The organism is Streptomyces sp. WAC07094, assembly GCF_036320405.1.
GTDB lineage: Bacteria > Actinomycetota > Actinomycetes > Streptomycetales > Streptomycetaceae > Streptomyces > Streptomyces lannensis.
The window spans coordinates 5,936,055-5,960,678 of sequence record NZ_JAVMJZ010000001.1; the positions used below are offsets into that span (position 1 = coordinate 5,936,055).

The 24,624-nt window shown below is 72.3% G+C and carries 23 protein-coding genes; 11 read left to right on the forward strand and 12 right to left on the reverse strand.

The window, feature by feature from the left end:
* The first annotated feature begins 42 nt into the window (after positions 1 to 42).
* From RCR19_RS26255 to RCR19_RS26270, 4 genes are all read left to right on the forward strand, one after another.
* Positions 43 to 1,440: a multidrug effflux MFS transporter gene (locus RCR19_RS26255; RefSeq protein WP_331267357.1), complete on the forward strand. Its 1,398-nt coding sequence runs from the start codon at positions 43 to 45 to the stop codon at positions 1,438 to 1,440.
* Positions 1,377 to 2,567: a serine hydrolase domain-containing protein gene (locus RCR19_RS26260; RefSeq protein ID WP_331267358.1), complete on the forward strand. Its 1,191-nt coding sequence runs from the start codon at positions 1,377 to 1,379 to the stop codon at positions 2,565 to 2,567. The genes RCR19_RS26255 and RCR19_RS26260 overlap by 64 nt, the downstream gene beginning before the upstream one ends.
* A gap of 12 nt (positions 2,568 to 2,579) precedes the next feature.
* On the forward strand, positions 2,580 to 3,569 hold the full coding sequence (locus tag RCR19_RS26265; protein WP_331267359.1) for a small ribosomal subunit Rsm22 family protein: 990 nt from the start codon (positions 2,580 to 2,582) through the stop codon (positions 3,567 to 3,569).
* A gap of 203 nt (positions 3,570 to 3,772) precedes the next feature.
* Complete coding sequence (locus RCR19_RS26270) at positions 3,773 to 4,504, forward strand: bifunctional DNA primase/polymerase (protein ID WP_331267360.1); 732 nt, start codon at positions 3,773 to 3,775, stop codon at positions 4,502 to 4,504.
* Positions 4,505 to 4,520: 16 nt separating this feature from the next.
* Here RCR19_RS26270 and RCR19_RS26275 read toward each other — a convergent pair whose 3' ends face one another.
* From RCR19_RS26275 to efeO, 4 genes are read right to left on the reverse strand one after another with little or no spacing between them, the layout of a single operon-like run.
* Complete coding sequence (locus tag RCR19_RS26275; protein WP_331267361.1) at positions 4,521 to 5,522, reverse strand: hypothetical protein; 1,002 nt, start codon at positions 5,520 to 5,522, stop codon at positions 4,521 to 4,523.
* Positions 5,479 to 6,354: an iron uptake transporter permease EfeU gene (gene efeU / locus RCR19_RS26280; RefSeq protein ID WP_331267362.1), complete on the reverse strand. Its 876-nt coding sequence runs from the start codon at positions 6,352 to 6,354 to the stop codon at positions 5,479 to 5,481. The genes RCR19_RS26275 and efeU overlap by 44 nt, the downstream gene beginning before the upstream one ends.
* A 3-nt stretch (positions 6,355 to 6,357) precedes the next feature.
* Positions 6,358 to 7,611, reverse strand: a complete 1,254-nt coding sequence (gene efeB, locus RCR19_RS26285; RefSeq protein WP_331267363.1) for an iron uptake transporter deferrochelatase/peroxidase subunit — start codon at positions 7,609 to 7,611, stop codon at positions 6,358 to 6,360.
* An 8-nt stretch (positions 7,612 to 7,619) separates the two neighbouring features.
* On the reverse strand, positions 7,620 to 8,753 hold the full coding sequence (efeO, locus tag RCR19_RS26290) for an iron uptake system protein EfeO (protein WP_331267364.1): 1,134 nt from the start codon (positions 8,751 to 8,753) through the stop codon (positions 7,620 to 7,622).
* Positions 8,754 to 9,043: 290 nt separating this feature from the next.
* Between efeO and RCR19_RS26295 the strand changes: the two genes are divergently transcribed.
* Positions 9,044 to 9,688: a PhzF family phenazine biosynthesis protein gene (locus RCR19_RS26295; RefSeq protein ID WP_059125964.1), complete on the forward strand. Its 645-nt coding sequence runs from the start codon at positions 9,044 to 9,046 to the stop codon at positions 9,686 to 9,688.
* Positions 9,689 to 9,793: 105 nt separating this feature from the next.
* Here RCR19_RS26295 and RCR19_RS26300 read toward each other — a convergent pair whose 3' ends face one another.
* Positions 9,794 to 10,756, reverse strand: coding sequence for an SDR family NAD(P)-dependent oxidoreductase (locus RCR19_RS26300; protein WP_331267365.1), 963 nt, complete (start codon positions 10,754 to 10,756; stop codon positions 9,794 to 9,796).
* A gap of 155 nt (positions 10,757 to 10,911) precedes the next feature.
* Between RCR19_RS26300 and RCR19_RS26305 the strand changes: the two genes are divergently transcribed.
* Positions 10,912 to 11,784 (forward strand): helix-turn-helix transcriptional regulator, encoded by an 873-nt coding sequence (locus tag RCR19_RS26305; protein ID WP_331267366.1) that lies wholly within the window; start codon positions 10,912 to 10,914, stop codon positions 11,782 to 11,784.
* A 339-nt stretch (positions 11,785 to 12,123) separates the two neighbouring features.
* Here the strand turns inward: RCR19_RS26305 and RCR19_RS26310 are convergent, their stop codons facing one another.
* On the reverse strand, positions 12,124 to 12,792 hold the full coding sequence (locus RCR19_RS26310) for a biliverdin-producing heme oxygenase (RefSeq protein ID WP_331267367.1): 669 nt from the start codon (positions 12,790 to 12,792) through the stop codon (positions 12,124 to 12,126).
* 123 nt (positions 12,793 to 12,915) lie between these two features.
* Positions 12,916 to 13,773, reverse strand: a complete 858-nt coding sequence (gene map / locus RCR19_RS26315) for a type I methionyl aminopeptidase (RefSeq protein ID WP_331267368.1) — start codon at positions 13,771 to 13,773, stop codon at positions 12,916 to 12,918.
* Positions 13,774 to 13,833: 60 nt separating this feature from the next.
* Here map and RCR19_RS26320 point away from each other — a divergent pair, with 60 nt between their 5' ends.
* Positions 13,834 to 14,064 carry a hypothetical protein gene (locus RCR19_RS26320; protein ID WP_059125969.1) on the forward strand — a complete coding sequence of 77 codons (231 nt, stop codon included), beginning with the start codon at positions 13,834 to 13,836 and terminating at the stop codon, positions 14,062 to 14,064.
* Positions 14,065 to 14,101: 37 nt separating this feature from the next.
* Here the strand turns inward: RCR19_RS26320 and RCR19_RS26325 are convergent, their stop codons facing one another.
* Both RCR19_RS26325 and RCR19_RS26330 read right to left on the reverse strand, forming a co-directional pair.
* On the reverse strand, positions 14,102 to 15,358 hold the full coding sequence (locus RCR19_RS26325; RefSeq protein WP_331269563.1) for an MFS transporter: 1,257 nt from the start codon (positions 15,356 to 15,358) through the stop codon (positions 14,102 to 14,104).
* A 149-nt stretch (positions 15,359 to 15,507) separates the two neighbouring features.
* Positions 15,508 to 16,110 carry a hypothetical protein gene (locus RCR19_RS26330; protein WP_331267369.1) on the reverse strand — a complete coding sequence of 201 codons (603 nt, stop codon included), beginning with the start codon at positions 16,108 to 16,110 and terminating at the stop codon, positions 15,508 to 15,510.
* Between the two features lie 134 nt (positions 16,111 to 16,244).
* Between RCR19_RS26330 and RCR19_RS26335 the strand changes: the two genes are divergently transcribed.
* From RCR19_RS26335 to RCR19_RS26345, 3 genes are read left to right on the forward strand one after another with little or no spacing between them, the layout of a single operon-like run.
* Positions 16,245 to 17,318: a sialidase family protein gene (locus RCR19_RS26335; RefSeq protein ID WP_331267370.1), complete on the forward strand. Its 1,074-nt coding sequence runs from the start codon at positions 16,245 to 16,247 to the stop codon at positions 17,316 to 17,318.
* A 37-nt stretch (positions 17,319 to 17,355) separates the two neighbouring features.
* Positions 17,356 to 18,060, forward strand: a complete 705-nt coding sequence (gene npdG / locus RCR19_RS26340) for an NADPH-dependent F420 reductase (RefSeq protein WP_331267371.1) — start codon at positions 17,356 to 17,358, stop codon at positions 18,058 to 18,060.
* A 13-nt stretch (positions 18,061 to 18,073) separates the two neighbouring features.
* Positions 18,074 to 18,310 (forward strand): hypothetical protein, encoded by a 237-nt coding sequence (locus RCR19_RS26345; protein WP_331267372.1) that lies wholly within the window; start codon positions 18,074 to 18,076, stop codon positions 18,308 to 18,310.
* On the opposite strand, the gene RCR19_RS26350 is transcribed toward RCR19_RS26345, so the two are convergent.
* Positions 18,300 to 19,100, reverse strand: coding sequence for a site-2 protease family protein (locus RCR19_RS26350; protein WP_059125974.1), 801 nt, complete (start codon positions 19,098 to 19,100; stop codon positions 18,300 to 18,302). The genes RCR19_RS26345 and RCR19_RS26350 overlap by 11 nt on opposite strands.
* A gap of 280 nt (positions 19,101 to 19,380) precedes the next feature.
* On the opposite strand from RCR19_RS26350, the gene RCR19_RS26355 reads away from it, so the two are divergent.
* Complete coding sequence (locus RCR19_RS26355; protein WP_331267373.1) at positions 19,381 to 22,683, forward strand: BTAD domain-containing putative transcriptional regulator; 3,303 nt, start codon at positions 19,381 to 19,383, stop codon at positions 22,681 to 22,683.
* Positions 22,684 to 22,710: 27 nt separating this feature from the next.
* On the opposite strand, the gene RCR19_RS26360 is transcribed toward RCR19_RS26355, so the two are convergent.
* Both RCR19_RS26360 and RCR19_RS26365 read right to left on the reverse strand, forming a co-directional pair.
* On the reverse strand, positions 22,711 to 23,532 hold the full coding sequence (locus RCR19_RS26360) for an ABC transporter permease (RefSeq protein WP_331267374.1): 822 nt from the start codon (positions 23,530 to 23,532) through the stop codon (positions 22,711 to 22,713).
* Complete coding sequence (locus tag RCR19_RS26365; RefSeq protein ID WP_252124911.1) at positions 23,529 to 24,554, reverse strand: ATP-binding cassette domain-containing protein; 1,026 nt, start codon at positions 24,552 to 24,554, stop codon at positions 23,529 to 23,531. The genes RCR19_RS26360 and RCR19_RS26365 overlap by 4 nt, the downstream gene beginning before the upstream one ends.
* Positions 24,555 to 24,624 lie beyond the last annotated feature (70 nt).

Sequence of the window (24,624 nt, forward strand, 5' to 3'; positions counted from 1 at the left end):
CTGAGAGCATATGTGGCGGACCGAACGAGGGGGGAGGGGCACATGCCCGAGCGTGGGCGCACCAGGCGCGACCGCAAGGAGCCGGAGGGCCGCACGACCGGGGTGGTGGCGACGGCACCCGTGACCGAGGACGCCGTACCCGTGACCGAGGACGCCGTATCGGCGACCGAGGCGGCCCCCGCACCGGGGGGCGCCCTCCGCCGTACCGGCCTCCTCGTCACCCTCGTCCTCGGCGGACTCACCGCCACGCCCCCGCTGGCCATGGACATGTACCTCCCGTCCCTGCCGGAGGTCACCCGGTCGCTGCACGCGCCCGCCGCCACCGTGCAGCTGACCCTCACCGGCTGCCTCGCGGGCATGGCGCTCGGCCAGCTGCTGGTCGGCCCGATGAGCGACCGATGGGGACGCCGCCGCCCGCTGCTCGTGGGCCTCGTCGTCTACGTGGTCGCCACCGCGCTGTGCGCGCTCGCGCCCTCGGTGGAGTCGCTCGTGGTGTTCCGGCTGGTGCAGGGGCTGGCGGGTGCGGCCGGGATAGTGATCGCACGCGCCGTCGTTCGCGACCTGTACGACGGTGTCGCCATGGCCCGGTTCTTCTCCACCCTGATGCTGATCTCCGGGGTCGCGCCCGTCGTCGCGCCGCTCATCGGCGGCCAGATCCTGCGGGTGACGGACTGGCGGGGGGTCTTCGTCGTCCTCACCGTCGTCGGGATCGCGCTCACCGGGCTCGTGTGGGCGAAACTGCCGGAGACGCTGGCTCCCGCCCATCGGCACGACGGGGGAGTCGGCACGGCCCTGCGCTCCATGCGGCTGCTGCTCGCCGACCGCGCCTTCACCGGGTACACCGTCGCGGGCGGCTTCGCCTTCGCGGCGCTGTTCGCATACATCTCGGCGTCCCCGTTCGTGATCCAGGAGATCTACGGCGCCTCCCCGCAGACCTTCGGCCTGCTGTTCGGCCTGAACTCGGTGGGCCTGGTGGCCGTCGGCCAGATCAACGGAAAACTCCTGGTCGGACGGGTCGGGCTGGACAAGGTGCTGGCGGTCGGCCTCGCCGTGATCACGCTCGCCGCGGCCGCGCTGCTGCTGATGTCGACGGGTGCCCTCGGCGAGGTGGGCCTCCTCCCCGTCGCCGCGGCACTCTTCGTCCTGATGTCGGCGATGGGCCTCGCGATGCCCAACACCCAGGCGCTGGCCCTGATGCGCACCAGGCAGCACGCCGGTTCGGCGTCCGCGCTCCTCGGCGCGTCCTCCTTCCTCATCGGTGCCGTGGCCTCACCGCTCGTCGGGATCGCCGGCGAGCACACCGCCGTCCCGATGGCCGTCGTCCAACTGGCGGCGGCACTGGTGGCCGTCGTCTGCTTCGTGGCACTGTGCCGTCCGTGGAACCAGGGAGCGGTCGTGCACGGCGGGCGGGCGGCAGAGAGCCCGGGAGGGGACGGCTGAGCGCGCAGCGACTGCGCATCGACACACCGGAGAAGGCCGGGCTCGACAGGGAGGAACTGCGCCTCATGGTGCGCGGTGTCCGCGACGCCGTCGAGGGGGAGCGCCCCTGGGCGGCCGGCGCCGTGGTGGTCGCCGGGCGCGGCCCGGTGATCGCCGTCGAGGAGGCGATGGGCTGGGCCGTCCGGTACTCCTCCCACGACGCGGAGACGGACCGGGGGGTGGAGCTGCCGCCGGAAGCGCGGGTGCCCATGACCACGGACACACGCTTCGACCTGGCCTCGCTCACCAAGCTGTTCACCACGGTCGCCGTGGTCCAGCAGCTGGAGCGCGGCACGGTCGACATCGACACTCCGGTCGAGGCGTATCTGCCGGACTTCCGCGGTGTGGCGGCGCGGGGCATCACCGTGCGCCGGCTGCTGACGCACACCTCCGGGCTGCGGCCGGAACTCCCGCTGTACGACCACCCCTCCTACGCGGCGCGGATCGCGCTGCTGCGGGCGGAGGCACCGGTCACCGCGCCCGGCACCCACTGCTACTCGGACCTGAACATGCTGCTCCTGCAGTTCGTGCTGGAGCGTGTCACCGGGCGCCCGCTCGACGAGCTCGTCGAGGACCGCATCACCCGGCCGCTCGGGATGACGGCGACCGGGTTCGGACCCAGCCGGGACGCGGCGGCGACCGAGGACCAGCGGCGGCCCTGGGCCAAGGTGGACCGCGGGATGCTGCGCGGTGTGGTCCACGACGAGAACGCCTGGGCGCTCGGCGGGGTGGCGGGCCATGCGGGCCTGTTCTCCACGGGGCGCGACCTGGCCGTCTTCTGCCGCACCCTGCTCGCGGGCGGTTCGTACGGCCCGGCGCGCATCCTGGGTCCCGACCTCGTCGATCTGATGCTGGCCCCGCCCGGGCTGGGGTTCGCGGTCGACCGGCCCTGGTTCATGGGGGAGCTGGCCGGCGGGGGTGCGGCGGGCCACACCGGTTTCACGGGCACGTCCCTGGTGCTCGACCCCTCGACGGACACGTTCCTCGTCCTCCTGGCGAACGCGGTCCACCCGCTCCGCCGGAACCCCGACAACCGGGTGCGGGTCGCGGCGGCGGATCGACTGGCACGGGCGGTCCGCGGCACCTGAGAGAATCTGCGGGTGAACGCCCCCGTCTCCTCAGCCGACACGCTCCGCGCCGCCCTCGCCGCGCTGCTGGACGGGCTGCCGCCCCGGCAGGCCGCACAGGCCGTGGACCGGCTGATCGCCAACTACCGGGGACGGACCCCGACCGACGCACCGGTGCTGCGGGACCGTGCGGATGTGGTCGCGTACGCCGCGTACCGGATGCCCGCGACGTTCGAGGCGGTGTGCGCGGCGTTGGAGGCGTTCGCGGACGCCACGCCGGGCTGGGTGCCCTCGGGCCATGTCGACGTCGGCGGCGGGACCGGCGCGGCGACCTGGGCCGTGAGCGCGACCTGGGACGGCGAACGGCCGGTCACCGTGCTCGACTGGGCCGAGCCGGCACTCGAGCTGGGCCGCGAGATCGCCGGGGCGAACCCGGCGCTGAAGTCCGCCGCATGGCACCGCACCCGTATCGGAGCGGCGCTCGCCATCGAGAGCACCGATCTCGTCACGGTCTCCTACGTCCTCGGTGAGCTGACCGCGGCCGACCGCGCCCATGTCGTCGACGCGGCGGCCGCGGCCGCCCAGGCCGTCGTGATCGTGGAGCCCGGCACCCCGGACGGCTACGCCCGCGTCATCGAGGCCCGCGACCGCCTGATCGACGCCGGTCTCCAGGTCGCGGCGCCCTGCCCGCACAGTGTGGCCTGCCCCATCGTCCCCGGCCAGGACTGGTGCCACTTCTCCGCCCGGGTCAGCCGATCCTCGCTGCACCGGCAGGTCAAGGGCGGCTCACTGGCTTACGAGGACGAGAAGTTCAGCTATGTCGCCGCGGCCCGCTTCCCGGTGGCGCCGGCCGCGTCCCGGGTCGTCCGCCGCCCGCAGATCCGCAAGGGGCAGGTGCTGCTCGAGCTGTGCGGCCCGGACGAGTCCCTGCACCGTGAGACGGTGACCAAGCGGCACGGTCCGCTGTACCGGGCGGCTCGCGACACGGACTGGGGAGACGCCTGGCCGCCCGAGGACCACTGACACCGCCTCCGGGTGGGCCCCGGCCTCCACCGGCCGATTTTTCGTTCGGATATGTCCGGGGAAATGCCGACATCGTCGCAGATGAAGGGCTGCGGTTTGGCATCGCCCCGACCACCCCGGATGTGGACTCCGGTCACCCGAGGCGCAGGATGGTGGGACGATAAGGCGTGCTGTCCGCACCACAGCAGCGAGCGAGGGGATAGATGAGCGCAGAGTTCGGCCGCCGCAGGGGCGCGCAGGGCAGGATCTCCCAGTGGCTGCGCGGACGACGTCCCGCCCGTCTCGAGGAGGACGCCGGGGACGGCGGCCGTGAGGCGATGCTGCTGGCTGCCGCCGCCGCAGGGCTGCCGATGGCGCCCGCCGCGCATCCCCTCGGCTACCGCTGCTCCTGCGACCGCGTCGGCTGTCCCACGCCCGCCCGGCACCCGGTCTCCTTCGCCTGGCAGACGCAGTCCACCACCGACCGTGCGCAGGTCGAGCGCTGGGTCCGGCACCAGCCGCAGGCGAACTTCATCACCGCCACCGGGATGGTCCACGATGTGCTGGACGTCCCGCGCGGGGCCGGGGAGGAGGCCCTGGGGCGACTGCTCGAGGCCGGCGTCGAGGTGGGTCCGGTCGCCGTGACCGGTGACGGGCGCATGCTGTTCTTCACGCTGACGCGCGGTACACCCGAGGACGAGGACGAGTGGTGGCCGTGTGAACTGGACTGCCACCCCGAGACGATGGACGAGCACCCGGGCCTTCGCTGGCACTGCCGTGGTTCGTACGTGCTGCTGCCGCCCGCGCGGCTGCCGGGTGAGAAGTCGGTGGAGTGGGTACAGGGCCCGGAGCACCCGCTGCCGGATCCGCTGAGCCTGCTCGAGGTGCTGACCGACGCGTGCGCACGGCACGCCCGGGACGAGACCGAGCTCGCCGGCTGGCCGCACCGGGGCTGAGCCCCGGCGCCGCGCCCTATTCGCCCTTCGCCCCCGTCAGCCCCTCCACCCTGCTCAGGAACGTCACCTTGCCCTGCGTGGGGTCCAGTACCGCCTGGTTGGAGACGAACTCCAGCGTCAGCGACTGCTTGACCTCACCCGTCAGCAGTGCCTTGATGCTCGGGTCCGCCACGGTGATGTTCACGCCCGGTGCGGCCGTCTGCTTCTCGAAGTGGCGGGTGGCGAAGAAGACGAGTGCGCCGCCGTCCGTGGTACGCAGTCCCACCGGCGCGTAGTCGCCGTTGGTCAGCGGTTCGTCGAGGTATTGACGGGCGAGCCCCGGCTTGGTGGCGTTCTTCAGCCGCGTGGCGCGCCACCGGGAGGTGTGCGCGCCGGGCGCGAACGTGTCCCCGCCGGACTTCAGATACGCCGTGTAGGCCGAGCCGAGCTCACGGGGCCGTACCGCGAGCGCCGCGTCGCCGGCGGTGACGGGCTGGGCCCAGCCGTCCTCGTCCTTCTTGAACGCCGGTACGTCACCGGCCGCGAGGATCGTCAGATACGACACCGCCCACACCTTGCTCGCGTCGGAGCGGGTGAAGACGAGCAGCCAATGGGCGTCGGTGTTGCCCTTGTTGGACCGGGTGTCGACGACGAACCAGCGCGGCCAGCCCGCCTTCTCGGGAATGGTGAACTTCGCGTCGGTCAGCTTCAGCGGGACATGGGCCGGATTGCCGGCGGGGTGGTTCTTGTGGCCTGCGTCCAGCTTGCCGCCGTCGATGGCGGCGAGCGGGCCGGTGACCCGGTCCGCGTCCAGGGAACGGTTGTACGCCTTGTCCGCCTTGTTGTACGCGGTCATGAAGTCCGCGAGCGCGCGGGCCGCTTCGGCGCGGGTCGCCGTCGGAACGACCTCCCGCTCGCCGTGGACCACGACGCAGCCGCTCGCGGCCACGGCGACGGTGGCGGCCGTCGCGGTTGCCAGGGCGAACCGGTTGAGACTACGAAGCGTTCGAGGGCTGTGATCCCCGCGATCCCTGGTCATCAGTGGCCTTCACCTTCCCCTTCCCGGAGGCGAACCCTACCGGGACGAGGAAGATGGCGAGGGTGGGGACCAGATACAGAGCCCACACCGTGATCTGGAGGACCGTCGGGTCGGGCTGGAAGTTGAACACGCCCTTGAGCAGGGTGCCGTACCAGCTGTCCGGCGGGATGGTGCCGCTGATGTCGAAGGCCAGGTTCGTCAGGCCCGGGATCCAGTCGGCCTCCTGCAGGTCGTGGAAGCCGTAGGCGAGTACGCCCGCCGCGACGACGACCAGCATGCCGCCCGTCCATGTGAAGAACCTGGCGAGGTTGATCTTCAGGGCGCCGCGGTAGAACAGCCAGCCGAGGAGCACCGCGGTGGCCAGGCCCAGCGCCACGCCGATCAGCGGGCGCGGGGTGCCGTCGCTCGCCGCGTGCACCGAGGCCCACACGAACAGCGCGGTCTCCAGACCTTCGCGGCCCACGGCCAGGAACGCGGTGGCGACCAGTGCGCCCGTGCCCAGTGCCAGGGCCGCGTCCAGCCTGCCGTGCAGCTCGGCCTTCAGATGCCGGGCGGTGCGACGCATCCAGAAGACCATCCAGGTCACGAGGCCGACCGCGACGATCGACAGGGAGCCGCCGAGCGCCTCCTGCGCCTGGAACGTCAGTTCCTGGGAGCCGAATTCGAGCGCGCAGCCGAAGCCCATGGCGAGGGCGATCGCGACGGCGATGCCGATCCAGATCGGCCTCAGGGCGTCCCTGCGGCCCGTCTTGACCAGATAGGCGATCAGAATGCAGACGACGAGGCTGGCCTCAAGCCCCTCGCGCAGGCCGATCAGGTAGTTGGAGAACACTGGCTACGCCTCCTCGGTGAGCAGCGTCCGGCCCCACCAGTCGTCCTTGTCCCGGACGCCGGGCGGGATCGCGAAGACCGCCGAACCCACGTGCTGGATGTACTCGTTGAGCGCGTCGGACGCCGACAGCTTGCGCTGGAGCGGGATGAAGCCCTTGCGCACGTCGCGCTGGTAGGCGAGGAAGAACAGACCCGCGTCCAGCCGGCCGAGTCCGTCCGTGCCGTCCGTGAAGGAGTAGCCCCGGCGCAGGATCGTGATCCCGCCGTTGGAGTCGGGGTGCGCGAGCCGTACGTGGGCGTCGGGTTTCATCGCCTTCAGGAACGGCTCGTCGTGCTCCTTCGCCTTGCCGACGGGAGCGCCCTCGCCCTTGTCGCGGCCGAAGACGTCCTCCTGCTCCTGCAGGGAGGTACGGTCCCAGGTCTCGATGTTCATCCGGATACGCCGTGCGACGAGGTAGGAGCCGCCGGTCATCCAGTCGGTGCCGTCGCCCTCGCCGACCCACACGAACTTCTTCAGGCGGTCGGTCTCGGTGCCCGCGATGTTGCGGGTACCGTCCTTGAACCCCATGAGATTGCGGGGGGTCTGGGCGTCCGGGGTGGTCGAGGAGGTCTTGCCGAAGCCGAGTTGGGACCAGCGGACGGCGACCTTGCCGAAGCCTATGCGGGCCAGGTTGCGGATCGCGTGCACGGCCACCTGGGGGTCGTCCGAGCAGGCCTGGATGCACAGGTCGCCGCCGGTGCGGGAGGTGTCCATGTTCTCGCCGGGGAACCGGGGCAGGTCGACCAGTGCCTCCGGCCGCCTGCCGGCCAGCCCGAACTTCTCGAAGAACGACGGCCCGAACCCGATCGTCAGGGTCAGCCTCGACGGCTTGAGGCCCACGGCCTCGCCGGTGTCGTCCGGCGGCGCCTCGGCGAGCCCTCCGAACGCGCCGTCGCCGACCGCCCGGCCGGCGGTCATACGCCGGGCGGCCGCGGTCCAGTCCTTGAGCATCTGGACGAACTCGGCGCGGTCGTCGGTCTTCACGTCGAACGCGGCGAAGTGCAGCCGGTCCTGCACCGGCGTCGCGATGCCCGCCTGGTGCGCGCCGTGGAAGTCGACCGCGACGCCCGTCGCGGACCCGGCCGGGTCCACGTCGTTGCCCGTACGGGTCATCGCCACCGCGCCGCCGGCCGCGGCGGCGCCGAGCGCGAGGCCGGCGCCGCCCCAGCCGATCAGCGCACGGCGCGAGGGACTCGCGGTGCCTTGGGTCTCGGTCATGGTCGTCCCTACTTCACAACGGCGGCGGCGAGCTTGGACAGCGGCTCTGCGAGCGCGTTCACGTTGTCCGACAGCTCCTTGCGCTGGTCCTTGGTGACCTTGTCATACGAGACGAAGTCGTACTGCGCCGGGTCCGTGCGGTACTTGTCGAGCAGCGTGTCCAGTGCGGCGAACTGCTTGTCGAGCTCGGTGGTCAGCGCGGCGTCGTTCGTCGAGGCGACCGGCTTCAGCAGCTCGTAGGCCTTCTGCGCGCCCTCGACGTTGGCCTTGAAGTCGACGAGGTCGGTGTGCGAGTAGCGGTCCTCCTCGCCCGTGACCTTGCCGGTGGCGACCTCGTCGAGCAGCTCCTTGGCGCCGTTGGCCATGGAGGTCGGCGTGATCTCGGCCTTGCCCACCCGCTGCTGCCAGTCCTTGAGATCGGTGACCAGCTGGTCGGCGAGCGTCTTCTCCTCGTCGCCGATCTTCTTGTCCTCCCAGAGGGCCTTCTCCAGGCGGTGCCAGCCGGTCCACTTCTGCCCCTGCTCCAGGCCGTCGGCGCGGGTGTCGACCTTCGGGTCGATGTCACCGAAGGACTCGGCGACCGGCTCGGTGCGCTCCCATCCGATGCGGGAGGTCGCATAGGCCTTCTTGGCGGCCTCGAGGTCGCCGTCCTTGACGGCCTTGGCGAAGGTCTCGACACGCGGCAGCGTCTCGTCGGCCTGGTCCTGGGCGTACTGGCGGTAGTCGGCGACGGCCTTGTCCAGCTTCGGGTTCCGCTCGGCGGCCGAGCCGCCCGTGACCGTGAGCTTCTGGCGTACGCCGTGACCCTTCATGCCCGGGCGGCAGGCGATCTCGTACGAGCCGGCCTTGACCTCGGCCGTCAGCGTGTACTTGGTGCCCGGTCCGATGTTCTCCTTCTCCGAGACGATCCGGTCGTCCGGGAAGAGGATCTCGACCTCGGTGGCCCTGGAGCCCTTGTTCTCGATCTGCAGGGTGACCTGGCCCGCCGGAGTCGACTTGGCGGAGGTGTCGCACTTGGAGTCGGCGGCGGTCACCTGGATCGCGTCACCGTCCTTGGCGTCGCTTTTCGCCGTGCAGGCCGTGATGGCGGTCAGAGCGGCCACCGTGGCGGCGGCGGTGACGGTGAGTCGGACGGCTCGCATACAGGCTCCAAGCGGAAACGGTGTGGTGAGGCTGACCTAAGTTACCTGAGCCTTACCTCACCTGCACCCACCCGGGTGGCAATTCGACGCTCACGAAAAGATCACAGAAACGGCTTGATTACGCCGACTCAAAACGAACCCCAAGGACCGGTCAAGAGGGGCCCAACGGGGGGTGGCCCGGGGCCGGGGCAAACAGTTTTCGCGGCGCGGACGCACCCGCTCCTGGCCCCTGGCCGGAGGGACCGCCGCCTGGGACGCGTTCGCCCGCCGCGCGATGTTTGAATGCCCGCGTGACTGACTACGACGTGCTGCGCGTCTTCTGCGGGCCGGACGGCGGCCACGGCAACGAACTCGCCGTCGTCCGCGACGGTTCGACGGTTCCCGACCGGGGTGACCGCCAGGCGCTCGCCGCCAAGATCGGCTTCAGCGAGACCGTGTTCGTCGACGACCCCGAGCGCGGTGCCATCGACATCTACACGCCCACGCTGCGGCTGCCGTTCGCCGGGCACCCCTGCGTCGGCACGGCATGGCTGCTCGACGTGCCCGAACTCGTCACACCGGCGGGGGTCGTGGGCGCCCGCGCGGACGGCGAGTTCAGCTGGATCGAGGCCCGCCCGGAGTGGGCGCCGCCGCGTACGCTGCGCCGGCACGCGACCGCGAGCGAGGTGGACGCGCTCGCGGTGCCGCCGCCGGGGGAGTGGATCTACGCCTGGGCGTGGGAGGACGAGGCCGCGGGCCGAGTACGCGCCCGGGCCTTCCCCGGCCGGGACGACGGCATCGACGAGGACGAGGCGACCGGCGCGGCGGCGCTGCTGCTCACCGACCGTCTCGGTCGAGCGCTCAACATCCGTCAGGGAACGGGCTCCCAGATCCTGACGGCACCGCAGCCCGAAGGATGGGTGGAGGTCGGCGGCCGGGTGTTCCTGGAGCGCTGACCGTCCCGGCCGCGGACGGTGCCGACCGCCCAAGCCGCCGGGCCCGCGGGGGCGACCCCGCGGGCCCACGGGCGGCGGTGCCCCCGTGCCCGCGGTGCGCGCGGATCAGTCGCCGAGTGTCCGTGCGGAGACCTCCCACAGACGCGCCGCGGCGTCCGGGTCCAGGGCGTGCGGCGCCACCCCCGAGGGCTCGCCGGAGCGGCCGGCGAGCGCCGGGTCGAGGGGGAGTGCCTCGTTGCAGTTCTCGAAGTAGCGCCCGGTGACCCCCTCGACCAGGGGAGACGCCGCGAGCAGGACGGAGGTGGCCGCGCCCTGCCGGGCGGTGCGCCACGGGTAGGAGTCGAAGATCTCCCTGACCTCCGGGGACATCGCGGCGCCCTCCTGGTGGCGCTGGAGCGCGGTGCGGATGCCGCCCGGCATCAGCGCGTTCGCCGTGATCCCGTCGTCCGCCCAGCGTCGGCCCGCCTCCACGGCGAACAGGACGCCGGCGGTCTTGGACTGCCCGTAGGCCAGCCAGGGGTCGTAGGCGCGGTGCTCGAAGTGGATGTCGTCGAAGACGACGGGCGAGCGGTGGTGGGCGTTCGAACTGACCGAGACGATCCGCGCTCCCTGCGCGGCCAGCGCGGGGTGCAGGGACCGGGCCAGTTCGAAGTGGCCGAGGTGGTTGGTGGCGAACTGCAGCTCCCAGCCCTCACGGGTGCGGCGCAGCTCGGGTACCGCCATCACACCGGCGTTGTTGACGAGGATGTGCAGCGGACCGGTCCAGGCACGGGCGAAGGCGGCGACGGAGGCGCGGTCCGTCAGCTCCAGCGGGGCGACGTCCACCCGGGCTCCGCCGCCGTCCGCCGCGATCTCGTCGGCGACCTTCCGCCCGGCGGAGGTGTCCCGTACGGCGAGGGTCACCTCGGCGCCCGCCCGGGCCAGCGAGCGGGCGGTCTCGATGCCGATGCCGGAGGCGCCGCCGGTGACGACCGCGCGCCGTCCGCTCAGATCGACGCCGGCGAGGACCTCGTCGGCCGTGGTGTCACGGGTGAAGGGGGTGGTCCAGCGGGGGTGGTCGTAGGTCATGAGGGTGCCGTTCTGCGTGAGTCGTCGGTGGGCGCGCCGGGCGCGGCGGCCTCGTCACCACCGTCGACCGCCTCGGGGGCGCCGGCCAGGGCCCTGCCGACAGGGGTGCCACGGGGGCCAGGCTCGGGGTCGACGGCCCGATTACCGTGGAGGACATGAGTCCGTCCAACGAGCTGGGCGCCTATCTCCGCGCCCGCCGTGACCTCCTGCGTCCCGAGGACTTCGGTCCGGCCGACAGAAGCCGGCGCCGGGTGCCCGGGCTGCGCCGTGAGGAGGTCGCCCAGCTGGCGGGCATCTCGGCCGAGTACTACCTCCGGCTGGAGCAGGGCCGGGACCACCACCCCTCCGCCCAGGTCCTGGACGCCCTCGCCCGTGCGCTCGGCCTCGGTGCGGAGGCGACCGCGTATCTGCATCAGCTCGCCACCCCCGTGCCCCGCGGACGCCCGGGGCGCCGCCGCCCGGAGCGGGTACCGGCGGGGACCCGCCGGCTCGTGCTGTCGCTGACCGGTGTCCCGGCCCTCGTCCTCGGCCGCTACCAGGACGTCCTGCTGGCCAACGACCTGGCCACCGCGCTGTCCTCCGCCCATCGGCCGGGCGAGAACGCACTGCGCTCGGCGTTCCTCGACCCCGAGGTCCGGGCCCTTTACGGCGACGACTGGGCGAGGATCGCCGCCGGAACCGTCGCCTCGGTCCGGGCGCTCGCAGGACCCGAGAGCCGTGACGCACATCTCGCGCAGCTGGTGGGGGAGTTGTCGGTGCGCAGCGAGGAGTTCCGGCGCCTGTGGGCCCGGCACGACGTCGCCCCGCGGGCGAGCGGCTCCTCCGTCCTCCACCACCCACAGGTCGGCCCGATGGAGCTGAGCTACGAGAAGCTGGCCGTCACCGGCACCGAGGGCCAGGTGCTCGTCCTGTTCCACGCGGACCCCGGCACCGAGTCCGCCCGCTCCCTCGCTCTCCTCGTGCATCTGACGGCCGACGCGACGCCGCCGAATCCCGCACCGGAACCGCACGGAGCCCGCCGCCACTGAGCGAGCCCCCGTCGTGAACCGCCGGACCGGAGGGCGGGCCACGGCGCTGCGCCCGGGCCGGGACGGTGCACGAGTTCCTCGGGGATCTCCCGGGTGCGCCGGGCGCCATCGGTGCTGCGCAACCGGCTGTACAGCTTCTGCTCGCCGGGAGGGCCGCCCATGTGCCAGAGCCCGCCGGGCATGTGGAACGCGCCGCGCCGGGCGTCGGGGGAACCTGCTCGTCTCCACCGCCGCCCCGGGCACCGAGAGCCACGACAAGCTGCGGCTGCTGTCCGTCATCGGTACGCAGTCGCTCCGCCGACCCCGGTCACCCCCGATCGTCGGCCACCCCGGCACGGCCTAAGCGCTCAGCGGGAACTCCTCGCCCAGAGCCCGGAAGACGGCGGTGTTGAGGGTGTACGCCCGCTTGCACTCGGCGACGATCCGCTGCTTCTCCAGTTCGTCCGCCGGGACCTCGTCCAGGAGCGTGCGGTACCCCTTCCTGAACGCCGCCGGATTGGGGATCCCCTCGAAGACATAGAACCGGACCCCATCACCCTTTCGAGTGAAACCCCATGTCTTCTCCGCCGTGTCGCGGATGATCTGGCCGCCCGCGAGGTCGCCCAGATAGCGGGTGTAGTGGTGGGCGACGTAGCCGCCGGGCCATCCCCCGGCGCACTCCCGCACGCGCGCCGCGTACGTCCGGGTCTCCGGCAGCGCGGTGAGGCCCGCCCGCCAGCCGGGCCCGCGCAGATGGGCGAGGTCCCGTTCCAGTGCGGTCCGCCGGAACAGCTCCGGCCGTACGAAGGGGCCCGCCACCGGGTCGCCGGCAAGCCGTTCGGCCCCTGCCTCCAGGGCCCCGTACACGAACCACAGCTGCTCGGTGTACCGCGTGTACGCCTCGACCCCGAGCCTGCCGCCGAGCAGGTCGGTGATGAACGCCGAGGTGTTCGCCTCGTGGTGCTGCTCGAGCGAGGCGCTGCGCAGGAGCGAGGAGAACGCCGTGGGGGACGCGTCCGGCGGGGTCATGGGGCCTCCAGCATCTTGCCGACACCTTGTCGGGAAAACCCTACCCACTGATACGGACGCAGCCACATGAAAGAGCCCGCTCCGTGGGGCGGAGCGGGCTCTTTCGGGTACGCGCGGTGTGTCTCAGGGCAGGGTCAGGATCTCCGCCCCGGTGTCCGTGACGACCAGGGTGTGCTCGAACTGGGCGGTGCGCCTGCGGTCCTTCGTCACCACGGTCCAGCCGTCGTCCCACATGTCGTACTCGTGCGTGCCGAGCGTGAGCATGGGCTCGATGGTGAAGGTCATCCCGGGCTGCATCACGGTGGTGGCGTGCGGGCTGTCGTAGTGCGGGATGATCAGCCCGGAATGGAACGACGAGTTGATGCCGTGCCCGGTGAAGTCCCGCACCACGCCGTATCCGAACCGCTTGGCGTACGACTCGATGACCCGCCCGATGACGTTGATCTGGCGGCCGGGCCTGACGGCCTTGATCGCGCGGTCGAGGGACTCGCGGGTCCGCTCGACCAGCAGCCGGGACTCGTCGTCCACGTCACCGACGAGGTAGGTGGCGTTGTTGTCGCCGTGCACACCGCCGATGTACGCCGTCACGTCGAGATTGATGATGTCGCCGTCGCGCAGGACGGTGGAGTCCGGGATGCCGTGGCAGATGACCTCGTTGAGCGAGGTGCACAGCGACTTGGGGAAGCCGCGGTAGCCCAGCGTCGACGGATAGGCGCCGTGGTCGCACATGTATGCGTGCGCGACCCGGTCCAGCTCGTCCGTGGTGACTCCCGGGGCGATGATCTTCGCGGCCTCGGCCATCGCCCGCGCCGCGATCCGGCCGGCGACGCGCATCGCCTCGATGGTCTCGGGCGTCTGCACCTCGGGACCGTTGTACGGGGTCGGCGAGGGTTTGCCGACGTACTCCGGGCGGCGGATGTTTCCGGGGACGGAACGGGTGGGAGACAGCTCTCCTGGTACGAGCAGCGACTGGCCAGACATGCCAGCGAGTCTAACCAGCGGCTGTGCGGGAACATGGCCCTGGTGAAAGGAGCTCCTGCGATGGCGCTGTTCAAGAAGCGGACGGCCGGGAAGCCGGGCGAGTGGTACTACTGCCTGGCCCACCACAAGGTCGAGGAGGGACCCGAGTGCCCCGCGAAGGACCGCTTCGGGCCGTACACGTCCCGTGAGGAGGCGGAGCACGCGATGGAGATCGCGCGCGAGCGGAACGAGGAGTGGGAGACGGATCCCCGCTGGCACGACACACCCGCGGCGGAGCGGGAGGAAGACTGAGACGACCGAGCGGTCGGGGCGGACGGGGACGGGGCTCTCAGCCCGCCGTCCCCGTCCGCTCGGCCCTCAGCCGCAGCGCGTGCTCGTTCGTACGGACGTCGTAGCGCATCAGGCCGGGAAGGCACAGAGCCAGCAGGGCCACCGCGCCCGTGCACAGCAGGCCGCCCGACCAGACCGACATGCGCACACCTCGCCAGGCGGCCATGCCACCGGCGCGGACCTGGCCCAGCTGCGGGCCCACCGAGTACGACAGCAGTTCGATGCCGGCCAGGCGGCCGCGCAGCCCGTCGGGGATCGTCTGGTTCCACATCGCTCCCCGGAAGATCCCGCTGACCATGTCGAAACCGCCCGCGAGCGCCAGGAAGAGCAGCACCAGCCAGACGTTCCGCATGAGGCCCGCCGCCGCGATCGCGAGCCCCCAGCCGGCGGCCGCGAGGACCACCATCCGGCCGTGCCGGTGGATCCGCGACGTCCAGCCGCCGGTCAGCGACACCAGCAGCGATCCGGCCGGCACGGCGGCGTACATCAGCCCGAGCGACCACTCGGCCCGCAGTTCGTCCGCGAGGAACGGCAGCACCGCCAGCGGCATCGCGAAGAACATCGCGGCGAGGTCGATGACGTACGTCCCGAGCAGTTCCTTGCGGTTCCACGCATAGCGCGCGCCCTGCGCGATCGACCGCAGCGAGGGTTTCGCCGCCTCGTGGGCGGCGGGTGACGCGGCCAGCCGCAGACACAGGACGACGGAGACCACGAAGGTCAGGACGTCGGCCCCGTACGCCGCACCGAGTCCGGCGAAGGCGACCACCACACCCGCCAGCGCCGGGCCCGCGACCCCGCCGACCGTCCAGCGCAGCGAATTGAGCGAGGCGGCGGCCGGGAGGTGCTCGTGCGCCACGATCCGCGGGATGAGCGAGTCCAGTGCCGGCCGCTGGAGGGCGCCGAGGGCGGAGGCGAGGGCCGCGACGAGGTACAGCGGCCAGACGGCGGGCCGCGGCAGCAGCGCGTTCACCAGCAGCACCGCGGACAGCAGCCCCTGCCCCGCCTCGGTGGACAGGATCAGCTTCCGTTTGTCGTGGGCGTCCGCGAGCGCGCCGCCGTACAGACCGAAGACGATCAGCGGCACGAGCTCCACGGCGCCGATCGCGCCCACGGCCGCCGCGGAGCCGGTGAGAGCCTTCACCTGCACCGGCACCGCGACGAAGGTGAGGAAGGTGCCGAAGTTGCTGATCAGACCGGACAGCCACAGCCTGCGGAAGTCCGCCGACGCGTGCCACGGCGCGAGATCGGGGAGCAGGGAGCGGGACTTCGGGGAGCGGCGGGCCGAGAGGCCGGCGGTCGCGTCCTCGGGCGCCGTGGGTGGTGCGGGGGGAGCCTGGGTGTCGTCGGTCACGACGGGTCATGCTCAGCGGACCCGGCGCCCGGGGCAACCGGTTTTCCCGGCGATCACCATCGCGGTGGCGGGGGAGACGTCAGCTGATCGGCCAGGCGGGACAGGCGGTCGCGCAGACGCCGGCGGCCGCGGGGGGCCGGCAGCGAGTTCTCCCCGGCCGCGGCGCTCACCAGGTGCTGCACCGTGTCCAGGTCGAGGTCCGTGTCCTGCGGCACCGTCAGCGACTCGTGCGCCATGGCCGCGAGGTCGCGGTCCCCGGTGTCCAGCGCAAGGACCGTCGCCCCGGCCCGCCGTGCGTCGTGGACCCGCTCCAGAAGCCCGGCTCCCGCGGCGGCGGGCGACACCACCAGCAGCGTCTCCCCGCGACGTGCCGCCGACAGCCGTCCGGGGCCGACGGCCAGATGCGCCGGATCCGTGGCCCGCGCGGAGTGCCGTACCAGTGTCGGGGACAGCTCCGGTGTGCCCGACCAGGCCGCCTCGTCGACCAGATGGGCCGCCAGATGCCAGGGCTCGTACTCCTCGGTGCCCACGAGCAGCAGCCCGCCCCCGTACGACACCACGGATCCGCGCAGGGCCCCCGCGAACTGCCGCGTGGCCTCCGGCCACTCGGTCCCGGCGAGCACTTCCCGCAGCAACGCGACCCGTACGGCGTCCATACGGAAGCATCCTGCCGCAACCGGCGACTCGTGACCCGGAGTTCACTCCGAATTCGCCCGACCCGGGCAGGGAGCCCAGCCGTCGGGCACAGAGCCCGACGGACGAACCGCGACAAACCGGCCGAGGAGCCTCCATGACCGAAGCCTCCGTTCCCTTCCACGCCGGCCTCGAGGGCTACGCCAGTTACCGGATCCCCGCCGTAGTCGCCACGGGGACCGGCACCCTTCTCGCGTTCTGCGAGGGACGGGTGGACTCCGCCGCGGACCACGGGCACATCGACATCGTGCTGCGGCGGTCCACGGACGGCGGTCGCACCTGGGGCCCGCTGCTCACCGTCGCCCGCAACGGCTCCGGCCTCGCGGGCAACCCCGCCCCGGTCGTCCTGGACACCGGTCGCGTCCTGCTCGTCCACGTCCGCGCGGCCGGCACGGCGACCGAGGACGCCGTCATGCGCGGACAGGTGGGCCCCGAGGACGGGCGCCGCGTCTGGGTGCAGCACAGCGACGACGACGGGCTCGGCTGGTCCGCGCCGCGCGAGATCACCGCGCAGGTGAAGAGGGAGGACTGGCGGTGGTACGCCACCACCCCCGGCCACGGCCTCCAGCTGGGCACCGGCCGGATCGTCGTCCCCGGCAACCACAGCCTCCCGCCCTCGGGCACCGACACCGGTACCGAGTCGAAGTACTACACGGGCCACTGCCTGCTCAGCGACGACCGCGGCGAGAACTGGTACCTCGGCTACGTCGACGAGAACACGGACGGCTACATCAACGTCAACGAGACGTCCGCCGCCGAACTCCCCGACGGACGCGTCTACTTCAACACCCGCACCGACTCCCGGTCGCCCGGCCACCGCGCCGACGCCCACTCGGAGGACGGCGGCCGGACCCTGGTCAGGCCCTTCCGCCCGCAGGCCGGGCTCGTCGCCCCCGTCTGCCAGGGCAGCGTCCTCCAGCTCCGCGACCCCGACCTGCTGCTCTTCTCCGGCCCCGCGGACCCCGCCGCCCGGGCCCTGATGACCGTGCGCGTCTCCATCGACGCCGGCGTCACCTGGCGGCCCGCGTACACCGTCGACGGGCTGCCGGCCGGCTACTGCGACCTCGTCCGCGCCGACGCCGACACCGTCGGCCTGCTCTACGAGACGGGCGACTTCGGCGCGTACGAGACGATCGCCTTCCGCCGTGTCCCGGTGGCCGCTCTCGCCTGAGCGGCGGGTGGGGCGGCGGCGCACGTAGAGTCGGCCCATGACCTCTACCGACAGTGCAGCCAAGGCCCCCGCCAAGGACCCCTGGGACCTTCCCGACGTCTCCGGGCTCGTCGTCGGCGTGCTCGGCGGGACCGGGCCGCAGGGCAAGGGCCTCGCCTACCGGCTCGCCAGGGCCGGCCAGCAGGTGATCATCGGCTCGCGTGCCGAGGAGCGCGCGCAGGCCGCCGCCGAGGAGATCGGCCACGGCGTCGAGGGTGCCGACAACGCCGAGGCCTCCCGGCGCAGCGACATCGTGATCGTCGCCGTGCCCTGGGAGGGCCACGGCAAGACGCTCGAGTCCCTGCGCGAGGTGCTGGCGGGCAAGCTCGTCGTCGACTGCGTGAACCCGCTCGGCTTCGACAAGAAGGGCGCGTACGCGCTCAAGCCGGAGGAGGGCAGCGCCGCCGAGCAGGCCGCCGCGCTGCTGCCGGACTCGCGGGTCACCGCCGCCTTCCACCATCTGTCCGCCGTGCTCCTGGAGGACCCCGAGGTCGGGCAGATCGACACCGACGTCATGGTCCTCGGCGAGGAGCGCGCCGATGTGGAGATCGTCCAGGCCCTCGCCGGACGCATCCCCGGCATGCGTGGGATCTTCGCGGGCCGGCTGCGCAACGCCCACCAGGTCGAGGCCCTCGTGGCGAACCTGATCTCCGTCAACCGGCGGTACAAGGCGCACGCGGGCCTGAGGGTGACCGACGTGTAGCCGGCGCAGGGGCATGGGGGACACTGGACACCGTACGACCGCCGTCCGTCAGGAGCCGACCCCCATGCCCCGCCTCGCCCTCTACACCATCGCCGTGTGCGTCCTGTCGATCGCCGCGGCCGTCGTCGCCTTCGCCAAGGGCAGCTGGCTCGGGATCGTCTGGGTGCTGCTCGCGGGGCTGTCGTCCAACATGGCCTGGTACTACCTGCGGCGCGGCAAGGGGGCCCGGAGCCGCTCGGTCAGCGAGTGACCTGGCAGAAATCGTTGGTGCCCTGCCAGAAGCGGTAGAGCTCCTGGCCGCAGTAGCGGTCGAAGTCGTCGATGCCCATGCCGTTCAGGATCGAGTCGATCGCGTCGAAGAAGACGTTGTTGACCGACGGGACCCACAGCAGCGCGAACACGAACAACAGGCCGAACGGGGCGAAGGGTTCCACCTGCCGCTTGACGTTGTACGACAGCCAGGGCTCGATTACCCCGTAGCCGTCCAGGCCAGGCACCGGCAGGAAGTTCAGGATCGCGGCCGTCACCTGGAGCAGCGCGAGGAAGGCCAGGGCGAACCGGAAGTCCTGCGGCACACCGTCCAGGGCGTGCAGCCAGAACGGGGCTGTGCACACGAGGGCGAACAGCACGTTCGTCAGAGGGCCGGCCGCGGAGATCAGGCTGTGCCGCCAGCGCCCCCGGATACGGCCGCGCTCGATGAACACCGCACCGCCCGGCAGGCCGATCCCGCCCATGATCACGAAGATCACCGGCAGCACGATGCTCAGCAGGGCGTGTGTGTACTTCAGCGGATTGAGCGTGAGATAGCCCTTCGCGCCGACCGAGATGTCGCCGCTGTGCAGGGCGGTGCGGGCGTGCGCGTACTCGTGCAGGCACAGCGACACGATCCAGGCGGCCGTCACGAACAGGAAGACGGCCACACCGGGCTGCTCGGCGAAGCCGCTCCAGGTGGCCCATCCGGTGACCGCCGTCACGGCCAGGATCCCGACGAAGACGGGGCTGACCCTTCGGTCGCTGTGGCGGGTTGCGGCGGTGGTCATGGGACTCCTGGGTGCGTCAGTGACAGCGCTGGCGGGTCGACCGTACCGGTGACGAGGGAGAAACGTCTCGTGGCCTGCTCCGGGTTCCGGCCCGAGGACGGGCTGTCGCCGAGCCGGCGGGCACGACGAGCGCCGGCCGGGGCGACTCCGCGCACGGCGCCGCGGACGTGCCCATCGGTGCGCGCGTTCCCGGCCCGCAAGGAGCCCACCCGTCCTTTGCCGCACCCTGTTCCACGCGAGTCCGAAACCCGGAGGCGGCCCACCGTCGGCTCCGGAGACAATGGACCCCGTGCGCTATCGCATTCTCGGCACCACCCAGGCACTCCGCGCCGACGGCAGCCCCGTCCCGGTCGGCGGGGCACGGCTGCGTGCACTGCTGACCGTTCTCGCCCTGCGACCCGGCCGGGCCGCACCCGCCGCCCTCCTCGTCGACGAGGTGTGGGACGACGATCCGCCCGCCGATGCCGGCGGCGCCCTGCAGGCGCTGGTGGGGCGGCTGCGGCGGACGCTCGGGGCGGACACGGTGGAGTCGGTGGACGGCGGCTACCGGCTGGCCGCCGCTCCGGACGACGTCGACCTGCACCGCTTCGAGCGGCTCGCCGCGGAGGGCACGGCCGCCCTGGCCGACGGCGACCCCGCGAAGGCGGCGGCCGTCCTCGACGACGCCCTCGCCCTGTGGCACGGGCCCGCCCTCGCCGACCTCCCGGACCGCACGGCCGAGGCGGCCCGCTGGGATGCCCGCCGCCTCGATGTGCGCCGCGCCCGTCTGACCGCCGCCCTCGCCCTCGGTCACGGTGAGCAGTACCTGCCCGAGCTGACCGCTCTGTGCGACCTCCATCCCCTGGACGAGCCGCTCCAGGCGCTGCGTCTGCGCGCCCTGCGCGACGCGGGCCGTCCGGCCGAGGCCCTGGCCGCCTACGAGGAGGTACGGCAGCTGCTCGCGGACCGGCTGGGTTCCGACCCCGGGCCGGAACTGCGGTCGCTGCACGGTGACTTGCTGCGGACCCCGGACGCGGTGCCGTCCCACGCCCCGCCGCACCCCCGCGCGCCCGCACCCGAAGGCGCCCTTGCGGCACCCGCGCCCCCCGGCAACCTCCGTGCCCGCCTCACCTCCTTCGTCGGGCGGGACACGGACATCACCACCCTGCGGGCGGATCTCGCCGCCGCCCGGCTCGTCACGCTGCTGGGGCCCGGCGGAGCCGGGAAGACCCGCCTGTCGCAGGAGGCGGCCGAGGCGGTGACGCATCTGGCACCGGACGGGGTGTGGCTGGCGGAGCTCGCGCCGGTGGACGACCCCCAGGCCGTGCCCGAGGCCGTGCTCACCGCGGTCGGGGCGCGCGAGACCGTGCTGCGCGGCGCCGGCGCCGAGGAGATGCGTGCTGTCGCCGAACGCCACGACGACCCCCTCGTCCGGCTCGCCGAGCACTGCGCGCGGCGGCGCATGCTGCTCATCCTCGACAACTGCGAGCACGTCGTGGACGCCGCCGCCCGGCTCGTCGAGCACCTCCTCCAGCACTGCCCGGGGCTGACGGTGCTCGCCACCAGCCGGGAACCCCTGGGCGTACCGGGGGAGTCCCTGCGGCCGGTCGAACCGCTGCCTCAGCCCTACGCGCTGGAACTGCTCGCCGACCGGGGCGCCGCCGCCCGGCCGGACTTCCGGATCGAGGACGACCCCGAGGCCACGGCCGAGATCTGCCGGCGCCTGGACGGCCTGCCGCTCGCCATCGAACTGGCGGCGGCCCGGCTGCGGATGCTGTCGCCGCGACAGATCGCCGACCGGCTCGACGACCGCTTCCGGCTGCTCACCTCCGGCAGCCGCACCGTACTGCCGCGGCAGCAGACCCTGCGGGCCGTCGTCGACTGGTCCTGGGATCTCCTCGACCGGCACGAGCGCACGGTGCTGCGCCGGCTGTCCGTCTTCTCCGGCGGCTGCGACCTCACCGCGGCCGAGGCCGTGTGCGGGCCCGCCGCGCTGGAGGTGCTCGGTTCCCTCGTCGACAAGTCCCTGGTGGTGGCGGCGCCCTCGGGCGGCGGGGAGATGCGGTACCGGCTGCTGGAGACCGTCGCCGAGTACGCGGGCGAGCGGCTCGACGAGTCCGGCGAGCGGGCCGATGCCGAGCGCGCCCATCTCACGTACTACCGCGAACTGGCCCGCACCACCGATCCGCTGCTGCGTGCGTCCGGGCAGCGCGCCGCGATCGAGCGGCTGGAGCTGGAGTACGAGAACCTGCGCACCGCCCTGCGCCGCGCCGTCGCGACCCGCGACGAGCACGAGGCGCTCTGCCTGCTCCTGTCCCTGTCCTGGTACTGGCAGATGCACGATCAGCGCACCGAGGCCCGCACCTGGTCCACCGCCGTCATCGCCATGGGCCCCGACCCCTTCACGCCGCCCGCGCGCCCGGTGCCCGACATCGCCGAGACGTGCACCGACAACCCGCCGCCCATGCGCCCGGAGATCCTGGCGGAGGCCCGGCGCGGTGCGCATCTCGTGCACCTCGCCTGCATGGACATGGACCACAGGGCGTGGGAGACGATGCAGGCGAAGGAGAAGCTGAGAGTCATCAGCGAGACCTACCGGCCGGGCCAGCCGCAGACCTGCCGAATGCCCGGATTCCTCTGGTTCTTCGCCGTCCTGTTCACCGCCGACCTCGACCGTATGCGGGAGGTCATCGACGAGTCCGTGCGCACGTGCCGCGAGCTCGGCTACACCTGGGAGCTGGGCCAGACCCTCCAGATGCGGGCCAACGTCCTCGCCAACCGCAGTACCTGGGCGGGGGACGCGACCCGGGACGCCGACGAGGCACTGGAGATCTTCCGCCGGATCGACGACGCCTGGGGCGCCGCCGAGGCCCTGTCCGCCCGCGGTGAGGCCCACGAACGCCGTGGCGACTTCCTGCTCGCCGCCGCCGACTTCGAGGCCGCCCGAGCGTACGCCGAACAGCTCGGCGCCCACTCCCAGATGGCCGTCCTCGACGCCCGTCTGGGCAGCGTGCTGCTGGACGCGGGGGAGACCGAGCGGGGCGAGCGGCTGCTGCGCCGGGTCGTCGAGGACGGCCACGGCTCGCACAACGACGCCATGCCGGCCGCCCGCCTCTTCCTGACGATGTGGCTCGGCCGCACCGCGCGGGTCACCGAGGCCCGCGAGCAACTCGAGCTGCTGCGCCGGGACTTCGGAGCCGTCACCTTTGTGCTCTTCGACAGCATCGTGCTCGGCCTGGAGGCCTGGCTGGACACGGTCGAGGAGCGGTACGAGGACGCCGCGGGCAAGGTGCGCACCGCCCTCGAGCGGGCCTCGGACCGGATGACCCGGGTGGTCGCGCCGCATCTGCCGTCCGTGCATCTGTGCATCGCGGCGATCGTGCTCGCCGAAGTCGACGGCGGGACCCGCGTCCTGGACGCGGCCCGGTGCCTGGGCGCCGCCGACCGGCTGCTGCCCCCCGGTCACTTCCGGGCCCCGTCGGAGCGTGAGATCCGCGCCGAGGCGGAGACGCGCGTGCGGGCGCTGCTGGGCGACGCGGCGTACGAGGCGGCATACACGGAGGGTGACGGCCTCCCCTATGAGGAGGCCGTCACCCTGGTGTGACGCGGTCCTGCCGTCGTGCCGGTGGTGTCAGGCCTTGGTGGTGAACTTGCGGATGGCGATCGGGGCCATGACCGCCGTCAGGACGACCGACCAGAGCACCGTCACCATCACGTCGTGGCCGATGGGCTGTCCACCGTTCATCAGGCCGCGGGCGGCGTCCGCCAGCGAGGACAGCGGGTTGTAGTCGGTGAAGGCCTGGAGCCAGCCGGGCATGGTGCTCGTGGGCGCGAAGATGGACGATCCGAACTGCAGAGGCATCAGCACGAGGAACCCCATCGCTTGGATGGCCTGGGCGTTCTTCATCACGACGCCCATGGTGAGGAAGATCCACATGATGCCGAAGCCGAACACCATCGACAGACCGATGGCGGCGAACAGCCCCGGCACGTTCGCCACGGACAGGCCGAGGACGAAACCGACCGTGAGGAGCACCGCGGTGGCGACCAGCATGCGGCCGATCTCCACCGTGATCTTGGCGATCAGCACGGAGAAGCGGGCGATCGGCAGGGACCGGAAGCGGTCCATCACTCCCGTCTGGAAGTCCTGGTTGAAGCCGGTCCCGACCCCCATGGCGATGTTCATGCCCATCATCGCCATCAGGCCGGGGACCACGTAGTTGACGTAGGCGTCACGGTTCTGGGTGCCCGCGATCGCGCCGCCGAAGACGAACACGAACAGCAGGGTGAAGACGATCGGCATCAGCACGGCGTCGAACATCGACTCCGGGTCCTGCCGGATCCACAGCAGATTGCGCCGGACCAGGGCGCCGATGTGGCGGAGGTTGGCGCGCAGCCCGATCCGGCCCTCGAAGACCTGGGCGGCGGGGGCGGGCAGGGTGGCGGAGCTCATACGGCGACCTCTTCAAGGGCGTTGGACGCGTCCTGCGGGGCACTGGCCTTGTGGCCGGTGAGCGACAGGAACACCTCGTCCAGGCTGGGCAGTTCGGTGGTGATGCCGGCGAGCGTGATGCCGCGGGCGGTGACCGCGCCGACGACCGCGGTCAGCTGTTCGTCGCTGAGGACGGGGACGAGGACGGTGCCGCTCTCGGTGTCCACGGTCGCGCTGCCGGGACCGGTGAGGCCGAACTCGTCGAGCGCCGTGGCGGTCGGGTGCAGTTCGCGGGGGTCGGCGGGGCGGATGCGCAGCGTACGGCCGCCGACCCGGGCCTTCAGCTCGTCGATGCGGCCGCCGGCGATGACCTTGCCGCGGTCCATGACGGTCAGCTCGGAGGCCAGTTGCTCGGCCTCCTCCATGTACTGGGTGGTGAGCAGCACGGTGGCGCCCTCGGCGACCATCCGCTTGACCTCGGTCCACACCTCGTTGCGGGTGCGCGGGTCGAGACCGGTGGTCGGCTCGTCGAGGTAGAGGACGGCCGGGTGGCCGATCATCGAGGCGGCGAGGTCCAGTCGGCGCCGCATACCGCCGGAGTACGTGGAGGCCGGGCGCTTGGCCGCCTCCGTGAGGGAGAACCGCTCCAGGAGACCGTCCGCACGGGCCCGGGCCTCCTTGCGGGGCAGATCGAGGAGCCGGCCGATCATGTACAGGTTCTCGAACCCGGAGAGCTTCTCGTCGACCGAGGCGTACTGGCCGGTGAGGCCGATCACGCGCCGCGTCTGCCGCGGCTGCCGGACGACGTCGAAGCCGGCGACCGTGGCGTGGCCGGAGTCGGGGGTGATGAGGGTGGACAGGCAGCGGACCAGGGTGGTCTTGCCCGCGCCGTTCGGACCGAGCACGCCGAGGACGGTGCCCTCGCGCACATCGAGATCGACACCGTCCAGTGCCCTGGTCTCGCCGTAGTGCTTGACCAGCCCCCGTACGGTGACGGCCGCGTCCGGTGCGGCGTCGCTGGGCTTGTTGTCGATTCGTGTCATGCGGACCACGGTGCCAGCAGGCACCGACAAACCGCCTACAGGCCGCCGACAGCCGCCGCCGCTTCGCCCA

Excerpts from the sequence above, each read along its gene's own strand:
- RCR19_RS26255 (WP_331267357.1), top strand. The coding sequence starts at position 43 with ATGCCCGAGCGTGGGCGCACCAGGCGCGACCGCAAGGAGCCGGAGGGC.
- RCR19_RS26270 (WP_331267360.1), top strand. The coding sequence starts at position 3,773 with ATGAGCGCAGAGTTCGGCCGCCGCAGGGGCGCGCAGGGCAGGATCTCC.
- RCR19_RS26275 (WP_331267361.1), bottom strand. The coding sequence starts at position 5,522 with ATGACCAGGGATCGCGGGGATCACAGCCCTCGAACGCTTCGTAGTCTC.
- efeB (WP_331267363.1), bottom strand. The coding sequence starts at position 7,611 with ATGACCGAGACCCAAGGCACCGCGAGTCCCTCGCGCCGTGCGCTGATC.
- efeO (WP_331267364.1), bottom strand. The coding sequence starts at position 8,753 with ATGCGAGCCGTCCGACTCACCGTCACCGCCGCCGCCACGGTGGCCGCT.
- RCR19_RS26300 (WP_331267365.1), bottom strand. The coding sequence starts at position 10,756 with ATGACCTACGACCACCCCCGCTGGACCACCCCCTTCACCCGTGACACC.
- RCR19_RS26305 (WP_331267366.1), top strand. The coding sequence starts at position 10,912 with ATGAGTCCGTCCAACGAGCTGGGCGCCTATCTCCGCGCCCGCCGTGAC.
- RCR19_RS26310 (WP_331267367.1), bottom strand. The coding sequence starts at position 12,792 with ATGACCCCGCCGGACGCGTCCCCCACGGCGTTCTCCTCGCTCCTGCGC.
- map (WP_331267368.1), bottom strand. The coding sequence starts at position 13,773 with ATGTCTGGCCAGTCGCTGCTCGTACCAGGAGAGCTGTCTCCCACCCGT.
- RCR19_RS26320 (WP_059125969.1), top strand. The coding sequence starts at position 13,834 with ATGGCGCTGTTCAAGAAGCGGACGGCCGGGAAGCCGGGCGAGTGGTAC.
- RCR19_RS26330 (WP_331267369.1), bottom strand. The coding sequence starts at position 16,110 with ATGGACGCCGTACGGGTCGCGTTGCTGCGGGAAGTGCTCGCCGGGACC.
- RCR19_RS26335 (WP_331267370.1), top strand. The coding sequence starts at position 16,245 with ATGACCGAAGCCTCCGTTCCCTTCCACGCCGGCCTCGAGGGCTACGCC.
- npdG (WP_331267371.1), top strand. The coding sequence starts at position 17,356 with ATGACCTCTACCGACAGTGCAGCCAAGGCCCCCGCCAAGGACCCCTGG.
- RCR19_RS26345 (WP_331267372.1), top strand. The coding sequence starts at position 18,074 with ATGGGGGACACTGGACACCGTACGACCGCCGTCCGTCAGGAGCCGACC.
- RCR19_RS26350 (WP_059125974.1), bottom strand. The coding sequence starts at position 19,100 with ATGACCACCGCCGCAACCCGCCACAGCGACCGAAGGGTCAGCCCCGTC.
- RCR19_RS26355 (WP_331267373.1), top strand. The coding sequence starts at position 19,381 with ATGGACCCCGTGCGCTATCGCATTCTCGGCACCACCCAGGCACTCCGC.
- RCR19_RS26360 (WP_331267374.1), bottom strand. The coding sequence starts at position 23,532 with ATGAGCTCCGCCACCCTGCCCGCCCCCGCCGCCCAGGTCTTCGAGGGC.
- RCR19_RS26365 (WP_252124911.1), bottom strand. The coding sequence starts at position 24,554 with ATGACACGAATCGACAACAAGCCCAGCGACGCCGCACCGGACGCGGCC.